The sequence below is a fragment of the Parabacteroides sp. ASF519 genome, assembly GCF_000364265.2.
Classification (GTDB): Bacteria; Bacteroidota; Bacteroidia; order Bacteroidales; family Tannerellaceae; genus Parabacteroides; species Parabacteroides goldsteinii.
In genome coordinates, this window is sequence record NZ_AQFV02000006.1 from 2,206,104 (window position 1) to 2,224,753 (window position 18,650).

An 18,650-nucleotide genomic window follows, 5' to 3' on the forward strand; every position below is an offset into this window, starting at 1 on the left:
TGCTTGTAGTGATTGTTTGTTAACATGAGAAATTAGATATTCAGTGTTAAAATCACCACATCTTAAGCTTTATATCTCTGAATATCAATAAGTAACAATTATTTAGTGAACCCTATGTAATAGTTAGCTTAATTTTCACTATTACCCAACAGATGTTTGAGTTCCGGGTCATTCTCTATACGAATTAGTTCATTCTCCACCAATTCGACAATATCCTGCTTGATTTGCCGGTAATTTGCCCGTATCTGCTCTTCCATCGTATCATTGCCGTTCTCGTCCAGAAAGCTGCTGATTTCGGGAATAGGCTGATAAGCCGCCGTCTCTTTCTGTACCACTTCATTATCCACTACTATCTGCGCATGGAAAATTTTTTGCTCTATTGTCTCGCCGAAATTATCTGCTACTGCACCGACAAACATTCCTTGCGAAAGTGTACTGATTTTGCTGGCAGGTATCAGGCTGTCCAGTTGGGTGCTGATGGAAGTGGACGTATCGTTACGGTTGATGCTCATGGATTCCCGCTTTTGAAGAATTTTCCCGAACCTTTCCGACAGTGTTTTGGCGGTTTCACCTACCACTTGACCGCTGAAAACATTACCAACAGTTGACATGATTACGGCGGCCTCCTTGTCTCCGTAATCGCGCTTTAACTGGCTGAAGTCCTGAAAGCCCAACACAACCGCCACTTTATTACTTCGTGCCGTGGCAATCAGATTATCCAAACCTTTAAAGAAAATTGTGGGTAACTCGTCGATAATCACACAGCTTTTAAGCTGTTTCTTCTTATTTATCAGTTTAACGATTCTCGAATTATAGAGTCCCAACGCTGCCCCATAGATGGAAATTCTATCGGGATTGTTGCCCACACATAACACTTTCGGTTCCTTCGGATTGTTAATATCCAGCGTAAAGTCACTGCCGGACATGACCCAGTAGAGTTGGGGACTTATCAGTCTGGACAACGGGATTTTAGCGGATGCTATCTGGCCCATCAACTGTTCGGCAGCTCCCCCTTTCCATGCGTCAACGAACGGACTCAAATAATTCTCCAAATCAGGATAGCTTGTCAGAATGGTGAATACGTCTTCATACCTTTTATTAAGCAATTCAATGGCATGTGGGAACGTGCAATACTTGCCGTTTTCATACAATTTCAAAAACCATATAATGGCAGTGAACAGGACGATTGGAGATTCCACAAAGAAGTCTCCCTGCTTCTGCACCCAGCTTTTATTGAGATTAAGCATGATTGTGTAACTCGATTCGTAAGCATCGGAAATATCCGTCATCAGTTCCGGTGCCAACGGGTTACAACGGTGGCTTTTTCTCGGATTATCAAAGTTTATTACATAAAATTTAGGCGGAACCTTGTAACGGTGCCGATACTTAATCAGATGGTTATAGGCGATAATGGATAAATCATCAAACTTGAAGTCATATATGTAAAGTGCATAGGCTTTCTCGATAGTCTGTTTAATGAATTGATTGACAATCGCATAGGATTTCCCGCTGCCGGGAGTTCCAAGTATCATTGTCGCACGAAAAATATTTACTAAGTTAATGAATCCATTATGCATTTTTCCCTTAAACCAGAATTTCGTGCGCAGGTTAACGGAATATTCATTTTCCATTAATTTGGTCTCTTGCAAAAAAGACTCGTTCTCCGTATTGAAAACGTCTTCAAGCAGATTGTTTTTGAGCAAACGGCTTATCCATAAACCGGACGCCAGCAGACAGAAGAAACCTCCGGTCAGTGTCGTGGTATAAAGCACGGCACAGACACCGGATGAAGCATTGACGGACAGCAGCCACCAGTTGAAGAAAAACAACAGGGTGCCTGATATGGCCGCAATGATAATCCGCCTTCATGTGATTTCATGTTTCTTCACTCCTTTGTTGCCCATGCAGGACAGACCGAGGAAAAGGACACAAAACAGCTTTGTGTAAAGCAAGGATGAAAACAGTCCGGTGGTACGTTGGAAATTGGATAGTATCTTATTTACTATATCGAGTGTTCAGCCCATCTCGTAAAGCCAGCTGTAACAAAACCAATAAATGTGTATCGCCAAAAATAAAAAACTGATGGCCCGCATAAAGTCCGTGACTTTGGCAAGACCTCTTAAATCATCTTCATTCTGCATAATTGTAACTATTAAAATTAAACTTAAACTTCTTGTTTTATACCTTATTATATATTATAGCTTGCGCCTGCGCTTCTTCTTTTTCTTGCGCCCATAGCGGAAGGCCAGATCAATGTACTCGTGCGTATGGTCATCTTCCATAAGTACGGAGAAAATGTCAACGGCACCGAGTGCGGATGTATCAATCAAGCTGCCGGAAGATTCACTTTGATGATGACTTTGATTTTCCAGCTGCCGGTATTCTGCCCCTTCCTGCTTTTCTTCCGCTTGCGTGTCCCTTTCCTGCTGGGACGCTTCCTGCTCCGGCACCGGTATCAACCTTTTCCGGTCTGCATCCGGGTTGTTGAACAGTTCGTTGAACACATTGGCCGTAAAGGGCTTGTCCAGACGTGAACCGTTAAATACCGCCCGGCCCGCATGGTCTATAAAGGTAATGCCGTAAAAACGTCCATCGGGATTGATACGGTAAATAACTTCTATATCCGCCTCTTTCAGCCTGCGTGCAAAGTCCTCCTTCGTGCTTATGCCCTGCATAGTTTTGACGACTTCCTTGCGTGTCCTTTCGGAGAGATTATCTCTCTTTACCTTTTCAACGGATGCGGCAAATTTCTTTTGCAGTGCTTCATAACCGAATGCCTTACCGAATTTACTGGACTTGAAAGGTGTACCTGCCTGCTGACCGCTGTCGTCCAGCGCTCCGTACATGATGCCGTGGTATTCTTTCCCGTTCACGCTTCCCCGGACTTCATAAACCGTCACGTTGTACAGTTCCAGCAGGGTGTTGTATTCGGCAAGGGAATGAAAATTGTAACATTCCAACAAGGTGCGAGCCGTATGCTTCACCTGCGCTTTCACGTCACCTTTCGGATAGTCCACTTTTTGCGGGCTTGCTGGTTCCTGCTTTTCCTGCCCTGCGAGTGTGGGATGAAGATTGTATTTCACTTCCATTTCACGGCAGATATTCTGTGCCCGGATACCTTCCCGGTTATGGTCTATTTTCCCGCCTTTTTCATCCACCCGTACCGAAACGATGTGCATGTGCTTTCGGTCTATGTCTTCGTGCAACCAGACAATATAAGGCTGGTTCCCGTACCCGAACTTTTCCATGAACACCTGTGCCAGTACGGTCATCTGCTCTTCCGAAAGAATGTCTTTCGGGGAAGGATTCAATGAGATGTGGATAACCGGTTTCTTGACGTGCGAGTTCAGTGCGATGTAAGGTTCAAAAGCCTGTACGCAGTTTTCAATCGGCACATTGCCGGATGTATCCACGGCAATTTTTGGATGTCACAATACCTTTGCCGTACCGTCGTCCACCTTTATCTTATTGTAGGCAATCACTCCATAGAATGAACTGCCCGATGTGATATTCGGCACCATGACGTTATTCCTTTTTAGTGAGATACTCCTTTTCGTACCGCTTTGTCAGTTCGATTATCTGTTTGCACAGTTCCTCCAACTTACGTGTTTCCTCCGCCAGTTTATAAAGGAATGCAAGTGATTTCTTCTCCCCGTAAATGGTGTGAATAGTCTTCACACACTGGTTGTAGTTGTTTCCGATACGGCGGAACTGCTGATAGAAAGCGGTTAGCTGTGCATAATATTCCTGCGCTTCCTTATCAATCTTTACGACCTTGAACTCTCAACCGAAGATACGGGCGAAGATAAATTCGGCCTTGTTCTTTATGCCAGACTGCTCGAACATGGAGATAAACTTTTCGTCTTCCTCGTCATTGAGACAGAGGTAATAGCGGTGTGTGCGCGGGTCGGCCAGCACCTTACGCCCTGCGGCGTTACGGATTCTTGTTTCATCTTTCATAACATGAAAATTTTAAAAGGTTCGACTTGGGAGAACCTTTGCCCCCGAAAAACCTTTCGGGCGAGACTTTCAGCGGTTGGAAATATTTTCAACCGCTGAAAGTACACCTCGCTATATGCTGACGCATATTAAAATCCGGCTGGGCCGGATTAAAGGTCTGAAGGGTTTGTTTTACGTTCTCTTTTCGAGAACGGGCTGCGCTCTCCCGGCGACAAAGGTAGATAGTTTTTTCTGTCCGTGCATCATGGCGTATCACGCCAACACCCGCCAATGAATGACTTTGGAACCGGGGGTACTTCATGACTGCTCTTTTTGAGGTTTATTTGTAGCCGGATAGTTATTTAGCCACTTATCTGGATAGATAAAAAGATGGTTATCAAGATAACTATGCGGACGGTTTTCTATCCGAATAGCTTTTTGTCTGGATAGCCATTTGATTAAATAAGTTTTCAGATAAGCGTTCATAAGGTTATCTATCCGCTTATATGTCTATAGATATATAAAGATGTATAGACAAGCAAGTGGATATTCGGATAAAAGGACAGGCAAATAGACTATTAGCTAAATACTTAGATAAACAACCGGATAGCTATGTGGCTACATAGCTGAATAGATAAATAGCTATATAATTGGATAGCTATGTAAGTATGTAGCTAAATAGACAAATAGCTTCATAGCTAAGTAGCTATATAGCTATAAAGCTAAACTGATAATGAAATGAATGAACGGATAAGTGGATAGGCGTCTATCCGCTAAACTATCAATAAATCAAATTATTCACTTAAATTAGGTAACAATGGAAAAGAGAAAGAAAACATTATTCGTTTCGTTCGCTACCCAGAAAGGGGGCGTGGGTAAATCAACATTCACCATTTATGCGGCATCGTGACTGCATTATGTGAAAGGACTGAATGTAGCTGTGGTGGATTGTGACTATCCGCAGCACTCAATCATCAAACAGAAAAAACGGGATATGGAAGTGGTAAAGACTGTTCCCGTTTATCAGAGTCTGCTTGTTGAACAGTCGGAACGGCTGGACAAGAGGGCTTATCCGGTTATCGGCAGTAACCCGGCAGACTGCATGGCGGACTGAAGGGCATTTGAAGACAAAACGGATACGCATTATGACGTGGTGCTGTTCGATCTGCCCGGAACTATGGGTAGCGACGGGGTTATCGCCGCAATCAGTGCGCTCGATTATCTGTTCGTACCGATAAAGGCAGACCGTCTCGTGCTGGAAAGCACGCTGAACTTTGCTACTACCATTAATGACCGCCTGATAAAGACCGGCTTGTCTTCTCTGAAAAGGCTGTGTCTGTTCTGGAACATGGTGGATCGAAGAGAACGCACTACATTGTATGACATCTACCAGCAGGGGTTCTCCCTGTTAGGGCTGGACTGCCTCCAAACACGTATTCCCGTGCGCAGTAACTTCACTAAAGACTTGTCTTCTACGGGCGGCCCCGTTTACCGGAGTACGCTGTTCGCTCCCGATGCGGCATTCACCAGAGAGTGCGGCTTTGATATGTTCATGGATGAAATCATGGGAATACTTAAAAACGAATAGTCATGGCAAAGAAAACAGGCGGACAAAATTCGGTGGACGAAGCATATCTGCGCAGTCTGATGGCAGGGGGGCCTTCGGAGCCTCCTTCATCTCCGGCTCCTTCCATTACCGGAGAGAGTGGCGGAAATAGAGCAACCGCTTTATCCGATGAAAAAGGAAAAGCGGATAACAATGTGAATGGAACAGTAAGGGATATTTCCGGTGCGGATGATACCGACTGTTTGGAATTGGTTACGGATAAACCGTCACCGAAAACGATTCGCACCGCATTGGCCGACTTTATCCGTAAGTTCCTCACACCTTATAAATGCGAAGGCAGACAGGGGGTATATATAGACAAGGAACTGCACCAGAAAATATCCGTTATTGTAGGGATTGCCGGTAAACGGCAGTTGACGGTAGGCAACTATATAGATAATGTATTGAAAGAGCATTTCGAAAAACATGCGGATGAGGTGAAGACCTATCTCCAAAAGAGTTATAACAAAATATTTTAGGTTATGGATATACAATCAGGTTACTATGAAGCCGGAATAGTTCTGTTCTGGTTGCTGTTCGCCTATCTGTTCATGGACAAGTTCCTGTTCAGGGGCGGACTCGGCGAGATATGTTTCGGGAAGATGCGCCGTCGGATGGCAAAAGCGCTGCGGGGCATTGCCGGGTGGTTCGATCCGGTAAAGGAGGAACAGAAAAAAAGATGCAGGCGTACGAAAGGGAAAACAGAAAAGAAAGAGGTTCCGGTGGTATCGGAGTCTGAAAAGAGGAATATCCCGGTCGTAAAAACGGAAATGAAGGATAAAGAAAGGGCAGAAGCCAAGAAAAAAGCAGAAGACAAAAATACGGTAAAGCTACCCCCAAAAGAGCTTGAGACGAACAATCTTGTCGTTACAAGAAGCTACGGGACACGCCAACAGCCGCCAATAAACGCCACCGGTTCCGGGGCTATTGCAGGTAAGGAAAATGCCTCTACTTTTGCTGACAGAAACGAGGAAACAGCGCCACCAAAGGCAGCACAAGTTCCGCCGGAACGCATTCCGGAACTGTTCCGGGACAAGCGCGTGGAAGAGTGGCGGGCTTCTCCGGATGAGAGTTCCGGCAAGCGGGATGGCGATAGCGGACAGGTTGAAAACGGTGACGAAGTGGATACCGACGAGTTGAACGAGGAACTGGAAGATTTGAACTGTGTCCGTGAAGAGTATTCGGGCGAAGCAACCGGCATAGGACCGGAAGAGATTGACCTGATTATCGACCTCTGCAACGGCAAGGATATTCCGACAGACAAACGATTGTCCCTTTTAAGGGCGATCCATCATATCAAGGATACGCAGATTGAACGCTCGATACTGGAAAGCATAAATGGCAGCGACAGCCGTATCAGCAAATTTCTGGATGAAGCCGAACAAATGAGTGAGGCTGCTCCGGACAGTGACTAACCAATTAAAAAAGGAGGTAACAATGACAAGAGGTTATTTTGATACGGGTTGACAGCCCGTATCACTTTAAAGAGAGAGATTCGCTATGGTAGTAATGACAAAACAACAAAACCATGTATATGACTTATTTCGATTCGGGTTGATAAATGGATGTTTCCGCCTGATAAGGGAACACTCCAATCAAAAAGAGACAATACTTTGGTAACTTACTTATAAAACAGAATGGCAATGACAAAAGGCTATTATGATTCGGGATGACAGGCCGTTCATGGCATTCACCCGGTAGGGCAACAAGAACTATTCACCATTAAATTTTATCCGTATGAATATAGGACTGGTAGATGTGGACGGACATAACTTCCCCAATTTTGCATTGATGCGCCTTTCGGCTTACAACAAGGCAAAAGGTTGTCAAGTAGAATGAGCGGAACCGGCGAGGCGTTATGACAAGGTGCTGGCAAGTAAGGTGTTCACCTTCACACCAGACTATGATTACCGGCTACTGGATGCAAAGGAAGTGATAAAGGGCGGAACCGGGTATGATATTCCGGGCAGGCTTCCCGAAACTGTGGAAAACAGCCGGATGATGGACTATTCCATTTACCCCGAATACCCTTTTTCACTCCAGTTTTTTTCAAGAGGCTGCATCCGCAAATGCCCTTTCTGCCTCGTCCGTGAGAAAGAAGGATACATTCAGGCCGTAGAGCCGGTGGAACTGAACCCGAAAGGGAAATGGATTGAGGTGCTGGACAATAATTTCTTTGCCAACCCGCAGTGAAGGTCAGCGGTGGATTATCTGATGAAAGAGGGCAACCCGTGAAACTGCACGGTGTGGACGTGAGGATTATGGACGAGGAACAGGCCTGGCATCTGAACAGACTGAAGATGAAGCAGAACATCCATATTGCGTGGGACTTGCCGCAGCTTGATTTGACAGAACGCCTGAAAGAGATGGTAAAATACGTGAAACCCTACAAGATAACCTGCTACGTACTGATAGGATTCAATTCGACTGTTGAGCAGGACTTGTTCCGGTTGAACGTACTTAGGGAATTGGGAATCACTCCCTTTGTAATTCCTTTCCGGGATTATGGAAATGAACGGACACCTACCCGTTACGAGCGTGACCTTGCCCGGTGGGCGAACCGGATGTGGCTGTTCAAATCCTCTTCCTTTGAAGACTATACACCCCGCAAGGGATTCAAATGTGGGGAATATCTGAAATAAACCGATAAAGACAGTAAAGACAATGAGAACAAACGGCTATTACGATTCGGGATGATTCGCATCCCGCTTTCAAGAGAGAATTGACAAGAATGTTTCACCACCAAATCATGTAACAATGCAAATGGCATATTATGACTCCGGCTGATTTCCGGCCGGAACTTACCCCCTGAATCAATAAACCATAAGCGGCTGCGGGCTGCCTTATGGGGATAGTGAAAGGGGGTGGTCCGTGGCTTTTTAATCACCTAAAAAATCACGGAGATAAATGAAAAAGAAAAGATTGATTATGATGCTTGCCGCCGTTGCGGCGGCAAGTGCGGCAATGGCGCAAGGAAACGGACAAGCCGGTATTACCGAAGCGACACAACTCGTGACCGGATATTTCGATCCCGGCACAAAACTGATTTATGCAATCGGTGCTGTAATAGGCCTCGTAGGTGGAATCAAGGTATATCAGAAGTTCAGTTCGGGCGACCCCGACACGAGTAAAACCGCCAGTTCGTGGTTCGGAGCCTGTATCTTTCTGATAGTCGCCGCCACCATTCTGAGGTCGTTCTTCCTCTAAAAACATAAAAAAGACAATAACTTATGGCTGATTTTGAAATAAATAAAGGGGTGGGCCGTGAAGTTGAGTTCAAGGGGCTTCGGGCACAATACCTGTTTATTTTCGCCGCCGGCCTGCTTGCCGTATTCGTGATGTTCGTCATCATGTATATGGCGGGCGTCGGACAGTGAATCTGCATCGGTTTCGGGGTATCGGCGGCTACGATACTGGTATGGCTGACCTTTACGCTGAACCGTAAATACGGTAGCCACGGGCTGATGAAGCTGTTCGCGGCCCGGCAACATCCCCGGAGAATCCTCTCACGAAAACGTATCACACGTCTGATCAACAAACAACAATCGTAAATTATGAGAAGTATATTAAAAGCATCCACACTGGAAAGCAAGTTTCCCATCATGGCGGTGGAACACGGCTGCATCGTCAGCAAGGACGCCGACATCACGGTCCCTTTCCGGGTCACACTGCCGGAAGTGTTTTCGGTATCATCCGCAGAATATGAGGCGATGCACGCCACATGAGCGAAGGCAATCAAGGTGTTGCCGAACTATTCAATCCTGCACAAACAGGATATTTTCATCACGGAGAAATACGAGCCGGACATCCGCCGGGACGAACTCAGCTTTCTCTCCCGCAGTTTTGAACGCCACTTCAACGAACGTCCCTACCTGCACCACACCTGCTACCTGTTCCTCACCAAGACCACCAAAGAGCGCTCCCGGCAGCAAAGCAACTGGAACACGCTCTGCCGTGGTTTTCTGGTGCCGAAGGAAATCAGGGACAAGGAAACGGTGGAGCGATTCATGGAAGCGGTGGGACAGTTTGAAAGTATCGTTAACGACAGCGGACTTATCAGGCTGGAACGGCTGACCACGGAAGAGATTACAGGAACGGAAAACGAACCGGGCATTATCGAACGGTACCTTACACTCTCGGCAGACGGAACGACCATGTTGCAGGACATGCAATTGAATCCGGACGAAATGCGTATCGGAGATAAGCGGCTCTGCCTGCACACGCTCTCCGACCTCGACTATCTGCCGGGAAAAGTGAGGACGGATGGACGGTACGAACGCCTCTCGACAGACCGCTCGGAGTGCCGTTTGAGCTATGCCGCCCCCGTGGGCGTGATGCTGCCCTGCGACCATATCTACAATCAGTGGATATTCATAGACGACAGTAACGAAAACCTTTCCCGTTTCGAGAAGATGGCGAAGAACATGCAGTCGCTTTCACGGTACAGCCGCAGCAACCAGATCAACAAGGAGTGGCTGGATGAATACCTGAATGAGGCGCACAGCAACGGACTGCAATCCGTGCGCTGCCATTGCAACATCATCGCATGGGCGGAAAACGGGGACGAACTCCGCAGGGTGAAGAATGACGTGGGAAGTGGACTGGCATTGATGGAATGTACCCCGCACCACAACACGACCGACCTTCCGGCTCTCTATTGGGCCGGCATACCGGGTAACGAGGCTGACTTCCCTGCGGAAGAGACGTTCTACACATTCACCGGGCAGGCACTCTGTTTCTTCACGGCTGAAACCTGTTACCGGAACTCGCTCTCTCCCTTCGGCATTCGCATGGTGGACAGGCTGACGGGAAAGCCCGTCTTTCTCGACATCTCGGACTTGCCCATGAAAAAAGGGATAGTAACGAACCGTAACAAATTTATCCTCGGCCCCAGCGGCAGCGGAAAGAGCTTCTTTACTAACCACCTTGTGAGACAGTACTGGGAACAAGGGACGCATATCCTGCTGGTGGACACCGGAAATTCATACAAGGGCCTCTGTGACCTGATTCATCAGAAGACCGGAGGGGATGACGGGATTTATTTTACATACAAGGAAAATGACCCGATTTCTTTCAATCCGTTTTTCACCGAGGATTACCAGTATGACATCGAGAAGCGGGACAGCATCAAGACATTGATACTCACCCTGTGGAAAAGGGAGGACGAACCGCCCCGCCGCTCGGAAGAGGTGGCGCTCTCGAACGCAGTCAGCCTGTATATCGAAAAGATAAAGAAGAACCGGAAGATAAAGCCAAACTTCAACTCGTTCTATGACTTTGTAAGGAAGGACTACCGCAAAGTGCTGGCGGACAAGAACGTACGGGAGAAGGACTTTGATGTGGACGGTTTTCTGAACGTGCTGGAACCTTATTATAAGAACGGTGAATACGGGTATCTGCTGAACTCGGATAAGGAACTGGATTTACTGAACAAACGGTTTATCGTATTCGAGTTGGATGTTGTGAAAGATAATCCTATCCTCTTTCCGGTTGTCACCATCATTATCATGGAAACGTTCATTAATAAAATGAGACGTTTGCAGGGTATCCGCAAGATGATACTGATTGAGGAAGCATGAAAGGCAATCGCCAAGGAAGGGATGGCATCCTACATAAAGTATCTCTTTAAAACGGTTAGAAAGTTTTACGGAGAGGCGGTTGTAGTCACGCAAGAAGTCGATGATATTATCTCTTCCCCCGTTGTGAAAGAGACGATTATCAACAACAGCGATTGCAAAATACTGCTCGACCAGCGGAAGTATCAGAACAAGTTCGACCAGATACAGAATCTGCTCGGCCTGACGGACAAGGAACGCAGCCAGATACTTTCGATCAATCTTGCCAATGCAGCGAACCGCCTTTATAAAGAGGTCTGGATAGGGCTTGGCGGCACGCAGAGCGCGGTATATGCGACAGAAGTTTCGGGCGAGGAATATTTGGTGCGCCCGTAAAGGGAATTTGACGAATGTCGCTTTGGCAAGCGACTGGGCAAGTGTTTAAAATGCCCATTAACAACCGCTAACCGGAGGGGAAAACCCCACAAGGGAACATAGCACGTTGGTAAAGCCATAAGTCAGCCAACTGTCAGGCTGCGACCGAATGGCAAGTTAAAATGATAGATATGAGGATAAAGCCTGCATTGGTTGAACGATAGTCCGAGCAGTCGTATCCTTGGGCAATGACGGAAGACAGTTGAATAATTCTTCGGAATTATACCGTTATGTTGCGGTACTACACTGATGACACGTAGCAGGAGTAGCATAAACTTACCGCAAGGCAACTACCATAAGTAGTAAAGGACGAAAGTCGTATCCGACAATCTATCGAGCCAAATAGTCGTCAAATTTCTAAACGGGGATTGCCTAAACCGGAAAGCCAGTTGTAGGGCTATGGGGTCTGCCCCTGAATATCCGGCATGGCAACGGAGCTTCCATAGTAGTCTGAGCAGGGTAACGCCCTGTACATGGCGAAGGGGAGCAGCTAATTAAGTTTAACAATTTAAAGGAAGATGTGAGAGACATGAGAAATCCAGAAAATGTGTTGAACAGTCTGAGTAAACACAGCGGTAACTTGAACTATAAGTTTGAGCGGCTGTATAGAGTGCTGTTTAACGAGGAAATGTTTTATGTAGCCTATCAGAATATTTACAGCAAGACAGGCAACATGACGGCAGGAGCCGATGGTAAAACCATTGACGGAATGAGTATTGACCGAGTTGAACAACTGATTGGCAGTCTTAAAAATGAGACTTATCAGCCTAATCCGTCCAAAAGGACGTACATACCTAAGAAAAACGGGAAAAAACGTCCGCTTGGCATACCCTCTTTTGATGATAAGCTGGTACAGGAAGTAGTCAGAATGATACTTGAAGCAATCTATGAAGGTAGTTTTGAACATACTTCACATGGGTTTCGTCCCAAACGAAGTTGTCATACTGCTCTTATAGATATACAAAAGACATTCACTGCCGTGAAATGGTTTATTGAAGGCGATATTAAAGGATTCTTCGACAATATCAATCATGACGTACTGATTAATATTCTTCGGGAACGTATCGCCGACGAGAGATTTTTGCGGCTTATCAGAAAATTCCTGAATGCCGGATATGTGGAAGACTGGGTATTTCATAGAACGTACAGTGGAACTCCGCAAGGCGGGATTATCAGCCCAATACTGGCTAACATCTACCTTGACAAGTTCGACAAGTACATCAAGGAATACATCAATCGGTTCAATAAAGGGGTAACAAGAAAAGGCGACGCTCGATACAAGCTCTACGAACAGCGAAGATACCGACTGGCAAAGAAACTAAAGAATGAGAAAGATGTAAAGGTAAGGAAACAGATGACCGCCGAAATTAAGCGGCTACGAGAAGAACGGAACAACTATCCGGCACGTAATGAAATGGACAGCAGTATCAAACGGTTAAAATACGTGAGATACGCAGATGACTTTCTGATTGGAATTACCGGTAATCTTGAAGACTGCAAAACAGTAAAAGAGGATATTAAGAATTATTTGAATGAAGCTCTTAAACTGGAACTGTCAGACGAAAAGACACTGATAACCAATGCGCAGAAACCAGCGAAATTTCTCGGATATGACGTATTTATACGTAGGTGTAACGATTTACGTAAGGATAAGTACGGTAAAACGGTTCGTGCATTCGGACACAAGCCTGTATTGTACCTGAATTTTGAAACGATGCGGAAGAAACTCTTTGATTATAAAGCCGCAAGAATCGCGGTCGTCAATGGCAAAGAGGTTTGGAAATCCATCGTCAGAACGTACATGCTGAACTTGGATGACTTGGAAATAGTCAGTCAGTTCAATGCCGAAATCCGAGGGTTCTATAATTACTACTCAATAGCCAATAACAGCTATGTCATCAATTCTTTCTATCACATTATGTCATACAGCATGTATAAGGTATTTGCGAACAAATACAAATCATCTGTAAAGAAAATACTTCTGAAATATAAAAAGAACAAGGTTTTCCAAGTGGCATATGAAAATAGCAAGGGTAAGACACTTTACCAATCATTTTATCATGATGGTTTCAAACGCAAAAAGGTTGCAGGGAATATTTACTGTGACACTATTCCACGGACAGTTTCCATAACAGGTGGACGTAACAGCCTTATGGAAAGGCTGAAGCTCCAAGTTTGCGAATTATGCGGTGCTACCGATAAACTCGAAATGCATCACGTTCGCAAACTTAAAGACCTGAAAGGTAAATCCGACTGGGAAAAGAAAATGATAGCTCGAAGACGAAAAACTTTGGCTGTCTGCTCAAAGTGTCATGCAAAAATAGACCCCGACCGAAGAATCAGACTGAATTAATTAGTGGAGAGCCGGATACAGGGAGACTTGTAAGTCCGGTTCGGAGGCGAGTACTCGGAAACCTACCATAGAAATATGACAAGGCGCTGGGTGCTTAGCCTACTGCTACACCACCGAAGAAACTGAGAAACTGGAACTTACCCGCCTTACGGAAAAGCTGGGCGGAAACATCGAGTTAGCTATCAAACAACTTGCCGAAAGCAAGCGGCAGGAAAACAAGTAACCATATTAATCCATAGACAACAATGAGTAAGAAAGATTTATTAAGCCAATGCAGGGAAGCACTCGGAGATACGACCCTGACCAATCTGGATCTGCTGAACCTGATCGGGGAAATGAAGAAGGAACTGGAACACGACCGCATCTGCGGTCACTGAATGAACAAGGAAGGCGGCTCCACGCTGACAATTCGTAAATCCAACCACGTGACGGACGGATTCAAGGGATACAAGGCCACGCTGTTCGCCGGAGAAATGAGTTATACCGAAATCAATATCCCACTTCGGAAAGGGGACGACCTTTTCCTGCACGGGAACAAGGATGCGGGATGTATCGGGTATTTCAGCGGAAGCGAGGTATTACTGTTCGGCTGTTACGGGCTGTTTGCCCGTGATGACGACAGCCGGTATTTACTTACTAAAGAAAGGAGATAGACGCATGAAAAAGAGAATGATAATTTTATTCATGGCAATGCTTTCCCTTTCGGCGACAAGTAAAGCACAATGGGCAGTGATAGACCCTACGAACCTTGCTCAAGGCATCGTGAACTCGGCCAATGAAATTGTGCAGACCTCCACAACGGCACAGAACATGTGAAGTAACTTTCAGGAGACTGTAAAGATTTACCAGCAGGGAGTGCGACACGTATAGTTGCATAAATGATTGTTTAACAAGCGGCTAACCGTCGGGAACGGTAAGCCAAAGTTTAAACCCACTGTTCCGTCAGTGGTAGCCTACGGGCACGTGCATCACGAGTAATTGTTTTGTACGAAGCTGCTCCGGACAAAGTAACCCACCCGAAAGGGGAAGCCGAAGCCGTAAGGTGGACGCAACGACCGCCAGCATCAGGAGGTTAGGGAGCGAGGCTGAGTGATATGGCTAACGAGAGTGAACTGTTTTTGACGCATCGTAAGGTATGAAACGAGCTAAAGATGCTATAAGGCTTGAACCAAAATGGTAAGCAGCCGGATAACCCCGAACCTTGTGGGGCTACACGGACACTAGAGCTGCCGGTGTATAGACAGAGCCTAAGTCATTCGAAAGTCATTTATGTAAAACGTGGTAAGCCCGTATTTCTCCTATCATTCGATAGGTAAGTGAGCCGCAAGGCAAGCCGAACGGGATGCGGGTATAGGATTGCGGAGAAAGCGAATGCCATTCTGTAATGGGATGGATAGAGGTTTAAACGTCACCTCACGGGAAACCGGGCAGACTTCCGCGTTAGGTAACTCTTTACAAGAAACTTGTTGAACTATAAAAAAGGAGGAAAGCAAATGAACGAGATTAGAACATCGTGTGCGCCTACTGACCAAACAATCAGCAATTGGGAAAGTATCGACTGGAACAAATGCGAGTTAGAGGTTAGAAAGCTGCAAGCACGTATTGTAAAGGCTCAGAAGGAAGGTCGCTACGGCAAGGTGAAAGCCCTGCAATGGCTACTGACCCACTCGTTCGCGGCTAAAGCATTAGCCGTAAAACGGGTGACTTCCAACAAAGGGAAGAACACATCGGGAGTAGATAAGGTTTTATGGTCTACTCCCATCGCTAAGGCGAACGCTATCACAGAGTTGAAAAGGCGGGACTACAATCCCATGCCTTTGAAACGGGTAAACATTCGTAAGAGTAACGGGAAATTGCGCCCGTTAGGAATACCTACAATGAAAGACAGAGCGATGCAGGCATTGTACCTTATGGCATTAGACCCCGTTGCCGAAACCACAGCGGACAACCATTCATACGGTTTCCGTAGGGAAAGATGCACGGGCGACGCCATACATCAGTGCTACATCAACCTGTCCAAAGAGTCATCCCCGCAGTGGATTTTAGAGGGCGACATCAAAGGATGCTTCGACCACATCAACCACGAATGGTTGCTGAACAATATCCCGATGGATAAAGTGATGCTCCGTAAGTGGCTGAAAAGCGGTTTTATTTTCAATAAACAGCTTTTCCCCACCGAGGAAGGTACTCCGCAGGGCGGTATTATCTCGCCGACGCTTGCGAATATGGCACTTGACGGTCTGCAAACAATGCTTGAAGCAAAGTTTCACAGGGTTGATTTGTACAGCCCTAAGAGATCATACTATCCGAAAGTGCATCTTATACGGTATGCCGATGATTTTATAATCACCAGTATAAGTAAGGAGATGCTCGAACAGGAAATCATGCCGATGGTCAAAGAGTTTCTTCAGGCACGGGGGCTTACCCTATCAGAAGAAAAGACGAAGATTACTCACATCGACGAAGGTTTTGATTTTCTTGGATTCAACATTAGGAAGTATAAAGGCAAGTTTCTAATTACGCCGTCAAAGGAGAGCCAAAAGAAATTTCAGCGGAAGATTAACGAGATTGTCAATTCTCACAAAACTATCCCGCAGGAATCGCTTATTAGGCTTCTTAATCCGGTCATTACCGGATGGGCGAATTATTACCAACACGTGGTATCGGGCAAAGTGTTCCAAAAAATGGACTTCCATATCTACCAGAAACTTTTGCAATGGTCGCTCCGACGACATCCAGCGAAAGGGAAATGGTGGGTAGCAGAGAGGTATTTCCATAAACACAGGGGCAGGTCTTGGGTTTTCGCCGCACCTTTCGACAAGGACGGTAGGCAAGAACTGTACCCGATTAAGTGGCTGACGGATACTAAAATTACCCGCTATGCAAAGCTTAAATGTGATGCAAACCCCTACGACCCAGATTGGACAGAGTATTTTGAAAAACGGGAAACCCGTCTGATGCTCCAGTCTGCAAAAGGTAGGAATACGATAGTCCGTATTTGGAAACGCCAACAGCGAAAATGTCCCTACTGTGGGGAACCCATTACCCGGAATACTCCTTGGCGGGTATCCGAAAAAGTGGTTCACGGTAAAACCGAGCGAATGCTCGTGCATAGCTACTGCGGTAGAAATAATGTTCAACCTTTTAATAACGAAGAATATGAGCCGGTTTCATAACAGAAATTTTGAGTTGCTTGAGCCGTATGATGCGAAAGTATCATGTACGGTTCTTAGGGGGGAAAGGGGTAGCAATACCCCCGACCTACCCGACAAGGCCTACTACGACGCTTTGAAATCCGTACACGACCTCGTAAAAGGGGCACGCAAGGTACAACAGACTATCCTGCTCGTAGGTGACATCAGCGATATTTACGTGACCAATTTCAATACGATGATGGGCGACCCGAATTTTACCGTGGAAGAACTCTCGGCCATTGCTTTCGGGTATAACCGGCTGCTTGAAGAAAGCAGTAACCTGCTGCTGGACTTGAAGGAAGTGACCACGGCAACCGGACTCTCGATGACCGACAAGGAACGGCTGGACATCATTAACCGGATATACGGCGAAGTGCTGGAATACAAGAACCTGACATGGTACTACACCCGCAAGAATATCGGCATATCGTACCTGCGCAGCAAGAAGAAGGGGGATTCCCAGCGGGTGCTTGCCCTGTACGGGACACACGACCAGCGTTACTGGTAATCATTCATCCTTAAAAAACAGATAGACTATGGTATTACTATCAATAGACTGGACGAACCTGCATGAGTTGTTGCGTTCGCTTTACGATGAAATGATGCCGCTGTGCGAGGATATGGCCAGTGTGGCGAAGGGAGTGGCCGGTATCGGTGCCCTGTTCTACGTGGCCTACCGGGTATGGCAGTCCCTTTCAAGGGCGGAAGAGATAGACGTGTTCCCACTTTTCAGACCATTTGTGCTGGGCCTTTGCATCATGTTCTTCCCCACTATGGTATTGGGGACAATCAACGGGATTCTTTCCCCCGTATGCAGTGCCACTTCCTCGTTGGTTGAACAGCAGACTTTCGACATGAAGAAGTATCAGGAAGAGAAAGACGAACTGGAACGGGAAGCGATGCTGCGTGACCCGGCAAAGGCTTTCCTTGTGAGTGATGAGGAATTTGACAAGAAAATAGACGAGCTTGGCTGGTCGCTGGGAGACATGGATACGATGATAAACATGTACGGGCAGAAGGCGGTGTATGACATGGGGGAAAAGGTGCGGCAATGGTTCCGCGAACTGTTGGAACTGTTCTTTCAGGCGGCATCGCTACTGATAGACACGCTGAGGACTTTCTTTCTGATCGTGCTGTCGATACTGGGGCCTATCTCCTTTGCGCTGGCCGTCTATGACGGATTCCAGAGTACGCTCACCACATGGCTGTCACGCTATATCTGTATTTATCTATGGCTGCCCGTCGGTGACTTGTTCGGGGCTATCCTCTCGCGCATACAGGTTCTGATGTTGCAGCAGGACATCAAACAGATGCAGGACCCGACATTCATACCGGACGCATCGAACAGCGTTTATTGTATATTCATGATTATAGGTATCATCGGTTATTTCTGCGTGCCCACGGTGGCCTCGTGGATTATCCAGGCAGGCGGTGCCGGAGCTTACGGCCAGAAAGCGAACAGTGCCGGAAAGATGGCTGGTAACGGTGCGGCGGCAGTCGGTGGGGCAGTCGGCGGATCGGTAGCTGGGCGTATCAAGAAAATGTTCTAAACGTATCACTAAAAAAAA

Annotated in this window: 14 protein-coding genes and 6 pseudogenes; 16 read left to right on the forward strand and 4 right to left on the reverse strand. The window is 46.4% G+C overall.

Annotation, left to right across the window (positions count from 1 at the left end; translation table 11 throughout):
* Positions 1–128 precede the first annotated feature (128 nt).
* The 4 genes and pseudogenes from mobC to C825_RS08470 form a co-directional block, all read right to left on the reverse strand.
* Positions 129–2,141: pseudogene (gene mobC / locus C825_RS08455) on the reverse strand (conjugal transfer protein MobC).
* Positions 2,142–2,195: 54 nt separating this feature from the next.
* Positions 2,196–3,413, reverse strand: coding sequence for a conjugal transfer protein MobB (gene mobB, locus C825_RS08460; protein ID WP_007655424.1), 1,218 nt, complete (start codon positions 3,411–3,413; stop codon positions 2,196–2,198).
* Positions 3,414–3,525: 112 nt separating this feature from the next.
* Positions 3,526–3,960, reverse strand: a pseudogene (mobA, locus tag C825_RS08465) (conjugal transfer protein MobA).
* An 88-nt stretch (positions 3,961–4,048) separates the two neighbouring features.
* Positions 4,049–4,261: a hypothetical protein gene (locus C825_RS08470; RefSeq protein ID WP_010802154.1), complete on the reverse strand. Its 213-nt coding sequence runs from the start codon at positions 4,259–4,261 to the stop codon at positions 4,049–4,051.
* A gap of 597 nt (positions 4,262–4,858) precedes the next feature.
* Here C825_RS08470 and C825_RS08475 point away from each other — a divergent pair.
* The 16 genes and pseudogenes from C825_RS08475 (at position 4,859) to traJ (ending at position 18,632) form a co-directional block, all read left to right on the forward strand.
* Positions 4,859–5,053: a hypothetical protein gene (locus C825_RS08475; protein WP_004315593.1), complete on the forward strand. Its 195-nt coding sequence runs from the start codon at positions 4,859–4,861 to the stop codon at positions 5,051–5,053.
* 63 nt (positions 5,054–5,116) lie between these two features.
* On the forward strand, positions 5,117–5,527 hold the full coding sequence (locus tag C825_RS08480) for a ParA family protein (RefSeq protein ID WP_010802156.1): 411 nt from the start codon (positions 5,117–5,119) through the stop codon (positions 5,525–5,527).
* Between the two features lie 2 nt (positions 5,528–5,529).
* Entirely contained in the window at positions 5,530–6,024 is a 495-nt protein-coding gene (locus tag C825_RS08485) for a DUF3408 domain-containing protein (RefSeq protein WP_010802157.1), read from the forward strand.
* A 3-nt stretch (positions 6,025–6,027) separates the two neighbouring features.
* Positions 6,028–6,960, forward strand: a complete 933-nt coding sequence (locus C825_RS08490; protein ID WP_010802158.1) for a hypothetical protein — start codon at positions 6,028–6,030, stop codon at positions 6,958–6,960.
* A gap of 451 nt (positions 6,961–7,411) precedes the next feature.
* Positions 7,412–7,738: a hypothetical protein gene (locus tag C825_RS08495; protein WP_044214779.1), complete on the forward strand. Its 327-nt coding sequence runs from the start codon at positions 7,412–7,414 to the stop codon at positions 7,736–7,738.
* A gap of 68 nt (positions 7,739–7,806) precedes the next feature.
* The gene (locus C825_RS08500; protein ID WP_149990611.1) at positions 7,807–8,187 is read left to right on the forward strand and encodes a hypothetical protein; all 381 of its coding nucleotides are present in this window, start codon (positions 7,807–7,809) and stop codon (positions 8,185–8,187) included.
* A 265-nt stretch (positions 8,188–8,452) separates the two neighbouring features.
* Entirely contained in the window at positions 8,453–8,752 is a 300-nt protein-coding gene (locus C825_RS08505; protein ID WP_009860229.1) for a DUF4134 domain-containing protein, read from the forward strand.
* Positions 8,753–8,775: 23 nt separating this feature from the next.
* Positions 8,776–9,096: pseudogene (locus C825_RS08510) on the forward strand (DUF4133 domain-containing protein).
* Positions 9,097–9,099: 3 nt separating this feature from the next.
* Positions 9,100–11,496, forward strand: a pseudogene (locus C825_RS08520) (TraG family conjugative transposon ATPase).
* A 568-nt stretch (positions 11,497–12,064) separates the two neighbouring features.
* Positions 12,065–13,888, forward strand: a complete 1,824-nt coding sequence (locus C825_RS08525) for a reverse transcriptase/maturase family protein (protein WP_005680466.1) — start codon at positions 12,065–12,067, stop codon at positions 13,886–13,888.
* A gap of 245 nt (positions 13,889–14,133) precedes the next feature.
* Positions 14,134–14,265, forward strand: coding sequence for a hypothetical protein (locus tag C825_RS27615; protein ID WP_010802162.1), 132 nt, complete (start codon positions 14,134–14,136; stop codon positions 14,263–14,265).
* A complete protein-coding gene (locus tag C825_RS08530; protein ID WP_004313115.1) occupies positions 14,266–14,541 on the forward strand; it encodes a hypothetical protein in 276 nt (91 codons plus the stop codon).
* 4 nt (positions 14,542–14,545) lie between these two features.
* Positions 14,546–14,701 (forward strand): annotated as a pseudogene (locus C825_RS08535) (DUF4141 domain-containing protein); the annotation flags it as partial.
* A gap of 680 nt (positions 14,702–15,381) precedes the next feature.
* Entirely contained in the window at positions 15,382–17,064 is a 1,683-nt protein-coding gene (ltrA, locus tag C825_RS08540) for a group II intron reverse transcriptase/maturase (RefSeq protein ID WP_010801611.1), read from the forward strand.
* Between the two features lie 94 nt (positions 17,065–17,158).
* Positions 17,159–17,590 (forward strand): annotated as a pseudogene (locus C825_RS08545) (DUF4141 domain-containing protein); the annotation flags it as partial.
* Between the two features lie 28 nt (positions 17,591–17,618).
* Entirely contained in the window at positions 17,619–18,632 is a 1,014-nt protein-coding gene (gene traJ / locus C825_RS08550; RefSeq protein WP_010802165.1) for a conjugative transposon protein TraJ, read from the forward strand.
* The last annotated feature ends 18 nt before the right edge of the window (positions 18,633–18,650 follow it).

Bases quoted from the DNA above. Each gene is read 5' to 3' on its own strand.
- C825_RS08525 (WP_005680466.1), top strand. From the start codon at position 12,065: ATGAGAAATCCAGAAAATGTGTTGAACAGTCTGAGTAAACACAGCGGT.
- C825_RS08500 (WP_149990611.1), top strand. From the start codon at position 7,807: ATGGACGAGGAACAGGCCTGGCATCTGAACAGACTGAAGATGAAGCAG.
- traJ (WP_010802165.1), top strand. From the start codon at position 17,619: ATGGTATTACTATCAATAGACTGGACGAACCTGCATGAGTTGTTGCGT.
- C825_RS08505 (WP_009860229.1), top strand. From the start codon at position 8,453: ATGAAAAAGAAAAGATTGATTATGATGCTTGCCGCCGTTGCGGCGGCA.
- C825_RS27615 (WP_010802162.1), top strand. From the start codon at position 14,134: ATGAGTAAGAAAGATTTATTAAGCCAATGCAGGGAAGCACTCGGAGAT.
- C825_RS08490 (WP_010802158.1), top strand. From the start codon at position 6,028: ATGGATATACAATCAGGTTACTATGAAGCCGGAATAGTTCTGTTCTGG.
- C825_RS08530 (WP_004313115.1), top strand. From the start codon at position 14,266: ATGAACAAGGAAGGCGGCTCCACGCTGACAATTCGTAAATCCAACCAC.
- ltrA (WP_010801611.1), top strand. From the start codon at position 15,382: ATGAACGAGATTAGAACATCGTGTGCGCCTACTGACCAAACAATCAGC.
- C825_RS08470 (WP_010802154.1), bottom strand. From the start codon at position 4,261: ATGAAGTACCCCCGGTTCCAAAGTCATTCATTGGCGGGTGTTGGCGTG.
- C825_RS08480 (WP_010802156.1), top strand. From the start codon at position 5,117: ATGGGTAGCGACGGGGTTATCGCCGCAATCAGTGCGCTCGATTATCTG.
- C825_RS08485 (WP_010802157.1), top strand. From the start codon at position 5,530: ATGGCAAAGAAAACAGGCGGACAAAATTCGGTGGACGAAGCATATCTG.